The sequence below is a fragment of the Duganella rhizosphaerae genome (assembly GCF_040364205.1).
In the GTDB taxonomy this organism is placed as follows: domain Bacteria; phylum Pseudomonadota; class Gammaproteobacteria; order Burkholderiales; family Burkholderiaceae_D; genus Rugamonas; species Rugamonas rhizosphaerae.
On sequence record NZ_BPWK01000037.1, the window covers coordinates 1 to 5,520 of the forward strand.

The window sequence follows — 5,520 nt, forward strand, 5'->3', positions numbered from 1 at the left end:
GGCGCGCGAAGACCAGCCGGGCGACAAGCGGCTGGTGGCCTATCTGCTGGCGCGCGACGGTGCGCAGCTCGACGTGACGGCACTGCGCGCCGAGCTGGCGCGCACGCTGTCCGAGTTCATGCTGCCGAGCGCGTTCGTGGTGCTGGACGCCTTCCCGCTGACGCCGAACGGCAAGCTCGATCGCAAGGCGCTGCCGGCGCCGGACGGCGATGCCTACGCCGCGCGCGGCTACGAGGCGCCGCAGGGCGAGACCGAAGAGACGCTGGCGGCGATCTGGCGCGAGCTGCTGCAGCTGGAGCAGGTTGGCCGCCACGATAACTTCTTCGAACTGGGCGGGCATTCATTGCTGGCGACCAGGCTGGTGGCGCGACTGGGGGGCCGGTTCGGCCGCCAGGTGCCGCTGCGGCTGATATTCGATGCGCCGACGCTGGCCGCGCAGGCCGAGGCCGCAGGCGGGCTGGCGTCCGCGCTGCCCGCCATCGCACCGGTGCCGGAGCAGGACAATTATCCGCTGTCGCATGCGCAGCGCCGGCTCTGGCTGATGAGCCAGATCGTCAACGCCGAGGCGGCGTATAACGTCGGCATGGCGGTGCGCTTGCGCGGGGCGCTGGACCGGGAAAAGATGGCGCAGGCGCTGAGCGACATGATCGCGCGCCACGCGCCGCTGCGCTCGACGTTCATCACCGTGGACGGGGTGCCGATGCAGTGGCCGGGCGAAGCGCTGCCGGTCGAGCTGCCGCTCACCCACAGCGATATCGGCAGCGGCGACCCGCTGGGCGACGCGCGCGAAGCGCTGCGGCACTTCAGCAATCAGGCGTTCAACCTGGAGACCGGTCCGCTGCTGCGCGCGCGGCTGCTGCGCCTGGGCGACGACGACCATGTGCTGGCCCTGGTGGTGCATCACATCGTGGCCGACGGCTGGTCGATGGAGGTCATCGTCGGCGAATTGTCGGCCACCTACGACGCGCTGTGCCATCACGGCCAGGCGCGCGAGCTGCCGCCGCCACTGCCGGTGCAGTACGCCGATTACGCGGTATGGGAGAAGCAGATGCTGGAGTCGGGCGCGTTGGCGGCGCAGCGCGACTACTGGCTGGAGCGCCTGGGGTCCAATCTGGCGATCCTGCAGTTGCCGACAGACCGCGCGCGGCCGCTGGTCCACAGCTTCGCCGGCGCCCGGCATGTGACGCCGATCGATGCGCGCCTCGGCGCGGCGGCGCAGGCGCTGGCGGCGCGCCACGGCCTGACGCCGTACATGCTGCTGCTGGCGGTGTACCAGGTGCTGTTGTACCGTCTCAGCGGACAGACCGACATCCTGGTCGGCACGCCGCTGGCCGGGCGGCATCATCCGCAGGTGGGCGAGATGATCGGCCTGTTCGTCAACACGCTGGTGATGCGGGCCGACCTGTCGGACGATCCGAGTTTCCTGGCGCTGATGGCAAGGGTGCGCGGCGATACGCTGGACGCCTATACCAACCAGGACTATCCGTTCGACCTGCTGGTGGAGGAGTTGTCGGCGCGCCGCGACCTGAGCCGCCAGTCGATTTTCGACACCACCTTCACGCTGCACAATGTGGCGGCGCCGTCGCCGGCGCGGCGCGACATCGCCGGCCTGTTGGTCGAGCCCTTCGAACTCGACGACAGCGCCGCCAAGTTCGACCTGAGCGCCACGGTGACGCTGGATGGCGACGCCATGTCGCTGGCACTGCAGTACAGCAGCGAGTTGTTCGACCCGGCCACCATCGCCCGCTTCGGCAGCTACTACGTCAAGCTGCTGGAGGAGGTGGTCGCCGCGCCGCAGACGCCGGTATCGCGCCTGCGCCTGCTCGGCGACGAGGAGCGGCGCCAGTTGCTCGCCCTGAGCGCCGGCGCCGACGTCGACGCGGCCGTCGCCGTGATCGACGACCTGGCGGCGCGCTTCGCCCGCCAGGCGGCCGCCAGCGGCGCGGCCACCGCCGTGCGCTACGAGGGGCAGTCGCTCAGCTATGCCGAGCTGGACGCGCGCGCCAACCGCCTGGCCAATTATCTGGCCGCCAAGGGGGTGGGCGCCGAATCGCCGGTGGTGCTGTGCCTGGAGCGTTCGCTCGACATGATCGTCGCCATCCTGGCCGTGCTCAAGGCGGGCGGCTGCTACGTGCCGATGGAGCCGGGCGTGCCCGACGAACGGCTGGCCTACGTGCTGGCCGACTGTGGCGCGCGCCACGCGATCGGCCATGGCGCCCACAGCGCCAGGCTGGCCGCGCGGCTGGACGGCACGGTGTGCCTGGACGCCGAGGCCGCGGCCATCGGCGCCTGCGCCGAGACGGCGCCGGCGCCGGGCGTCGATCCGCAGCGCAGCGCCTATGTGATCTACACCTCGGGCTCGACCGGTCAGCCCAAGGGGGTGCAGCTGACGCACGCCAACGTGCTGCGGCTGTTCTCGGCCTGCGCGCGCCATTTCGACTTCGGCCACGACCAGGTGTGGACCATGTTCCACTCCTACGCCTTCGATTTCTCGGTGTGGGAAATCTTCGGCGCGCTGTTGCACGGCGGCTGCCTGGCGGTGGTGCCGCAGGCGGTCACGCGCTCGCCGCAGGCGTTCGCGCAGCTGCTGGCGGCCGAGCGGGTGACGATGCTGAGCCAGACGCCGTCGGCCTTCCTGCGTCTGCTCGAAGGCGTCGCCGCCGGGCTCGACGGCGGTTGGGCCGCGACGCTGCGGTATGTGGTGTTCGGCGGCGAGGCGCTCGAGTACGGCAGCCTGCGGCCGTGGTTCCGGCACGGCCTCAACCCCGGCACGGCGTTGATCAATATGTACGGCATCACCGAGACCACGGTCCACGTGACGTGGAAGGCGGTCAGCGCGGCCGAGGTGGAGGCGGGCGGCGCCAGTGATGTCGGACGGCCGCTGGCGGACCTGTATTGCTACATCCTCGACGCCCACCGGGAGCCGGTGCCGGCCGGCGTGACCGGCGAGCTGTATGTCGGCGGCGCCGGGCTGGCGCGCGGCTACCTGAACCGCCCCGAGCTCAACGCCGAACGCTTCCTGGCCAACCCCTTCGTCGAGCAGCCGGCGGCGCGCCTGTACCGCTCCGGCGATCTGGCGCGCTGGAGCGCGACGGGCGGCATCGACTACCTGGGCCGGATCGATCACCAGGTCAAGATCCACGGCTACCGCATCGAGCTGGGCGAGATCGAGGCGGCGCTGGGACGGCATGCCGGCATCAGCGCCTGCGTGGTGCTGGCGGTCAAGGACGTGCGCCAGCTGCAGGACAAGCTGGTGGCCTACTACAGCGCCGCGGACAGCCTGACGGCCAATGCGCTGCGCGCCTTCCTGGGCCAGACGCTGCCCGAGTACATGCTGCCGTCGGCCTTCGTGCACGTCGCCGAGATGCCGTTGACCATCAACGGCAAGATCGACCGGAGCAAACTGAAGAGCGACCTGACGTTGCGGCCGGCGCTCGATGTGGTCTACAGCGCGCCGCAGACGTCGATGCAAATCCGCCTGGCCAATATCTGGGGCGAGGTGCTGGGGGTGGCCCAGGTCGGCCTGCACGACAACTTCTTCGACCTGGGCGGCGACTCCTTCAGCGCCTACCGCCTGATGGCGCGCATCCTCGACGATCTGGGCCGCGACCTGCCGCTGGAGGCGATCTTCAAGATGCAGACCATCGCCGAGCTGGAGCTGGCCCTGCTCGACGAAGAGGGCAGCGTGGCGGTCAACTCGCTGGTGATGCTGACGCCGGGCGCGCCGGGGGTGCGGCCGTTCTTCTGCATCCACCCGGCCGGCGGCGACGTGCTCGGCTTCCAGCCGCTGGCCCGCACGCTGGGGCCGCGGCGGCCGTTCTACGGCCTGCAATCGCCGGGACGCTTCCTCGGCGAGAGCAGCTTCTACAGCCTGGAGGAAATGGCCACCGGCTACCTGCACGACATCCTGTCGGTGCAGCCGCAGGGGCCGTACCTGCTGGGCGGCCATTCGATGGGCGGCAAGGTGGCCTACGAGATTTGCCGCCAGATGGAAGCGCTGGGGCACGAGGTGGCGGTGCTGGCGATCTTTGATTCGAACATCATCGAACGGGCCAGCCCGATGGTCGATTCGCTGATGCTGCTGAGCGACATCTTCCAGCTCAACATCACGCGCGAGGGGCTGCTGGCGCACCAGGAGCGCCACATGATCGACCATGTGCTGAAGGTGGCCAAGAAGAAGTTCGCCCGGATGCTGGAGATCGCCTATGAACTCGACGTGCTGCCGCGCGGTTTCCGCACCAAGGACGCCGAGGCCTTCCTGAGCCGCATCGCCACCAATATCCACCTGTCGTCGGCCTATGTGGCGCAGCCGATCAACACGCCGATCAGCTTGTTCCTGGCCAGCGAGATGACGGAAAACGGCGACTTCATCGACCAGGAATCGTGGCGCAAGGTGGCGTTGTCGGGACTGACGGTGATCGATTGTCCGGGCAACCACGTCAGCCTGGTCAACTATCCGCACGTGGCCACGCTGGCGCCGGTACTGGCCGGCATCATCGAGCAGGCCGAACTGCGCATCGACGCGGCGCAGGCCGGCGAAGGGGAGGCGGTCAACGCGGATTGAGTGGGGCGGCGGCGCCGGGCCAGCGCCCGGGCCGCCGCCGGGCAGGCGACGCCGGCCGCAGTCGATGGACTGCGGCCGGCGTTTTTTTCCAGGTCGGGAAAAGGCGGGCCGGGGCGGCCCGCGCAGGCGGGTCAGGCGGTCGCGGCGAGCGCGGCCGCCTGCGGCGCGGGCAGCCCGAACGGGCGCCGCTGCAGCGGATAGGCGGGCAAGTCGACGATGGTCGCCGCCTGCCCGCGGTACAGCGCCGGCCAGTCGATGTCGACTCCCAGCAGCCACAGCGTGCCGAGGTCGGACAACAGCCGGCGCCGGGCCGGCTGGGCGCCGGCGTCCGGCGCGCCCGGCTGCGCCGGATCGGCGCGCGACGGCAGGCAGTCGGCGCCACCGTCCAGGTGCAGGTACAGATGGCCGTCCGGCGCGCCGGCGGCGGCCGGCGGCGCCAGCCGGTCGCGCAACAGCGCCAGCGCCGGCGACTCGTCCGCCGCCGCCGGGGTCCAGGCGATGGCGAGCCGGGCGGCGCTGAAGCCCAGCGCCGGCCAGCGTTGCGCCAGCGCCGCCTGGTCGCCATGCCAGGCGGCCAGTTCGAGCGCGTCGGCCAGCGCCAGTGCGCCGGCCAGGCAGGCGGCGAGCCAGGCGCCGACGCCGTCGGCCAGCAGCAGCGCCGGCCGCACGCCGAGCTCGGACCACAGCGCGGCCGCCGCATAGTCGGCCGCGAACCGGGCCGCCCGGCGCCAGGCCGGCTGGCCGTGGTCGTGGTGGAAGGCCTGGCCCAGCGCCGGCAGCGCCGGATGCAGCGCGCCGAAGGCGGCGTCGCAGGCGTCGAACGCGGCGCGGTAGGCGGGATGGTCGCGGTACAGCGTGCCGTCGAGCGGCAGCGCGCGCGCGCTGCCGGCATGGCAGGCCCAAGCCAGCGGCGGGGCCTTGCCCGGCGCCGGCGCCGGCGCGGCGGCGGCCAGCGG

At 71.5% G+C, this 5,520-nt stretch carries 1 protein-coding gene and 1 pseudogene; one reads left to right on the forward strand and one right to left on the reverse strand.

The genetic code is table 11. The features are described from left to right. Window positions 1-4,564 (forward strand): non-ribosomal peptide synthetase (locus RUGAMON1_RS32380; RefSeq protein WP_445234380.1); only part of this gene is annotated, 4,564 nt, incomplete at its 5' end. Between the two features lie 131 nt (window positions 4,565-4,695). On the opposite strand, the pseudogene RUGAMON1_RS32385 reads toward RUGAMON1_RS32380, so the two are convergent. After that, a pseudogene (locus tag RUGAMON1_RS32385) lies at window positions 4,696-5,520 on the reverse strand (hypothetical protein); the annotation flags it as partial.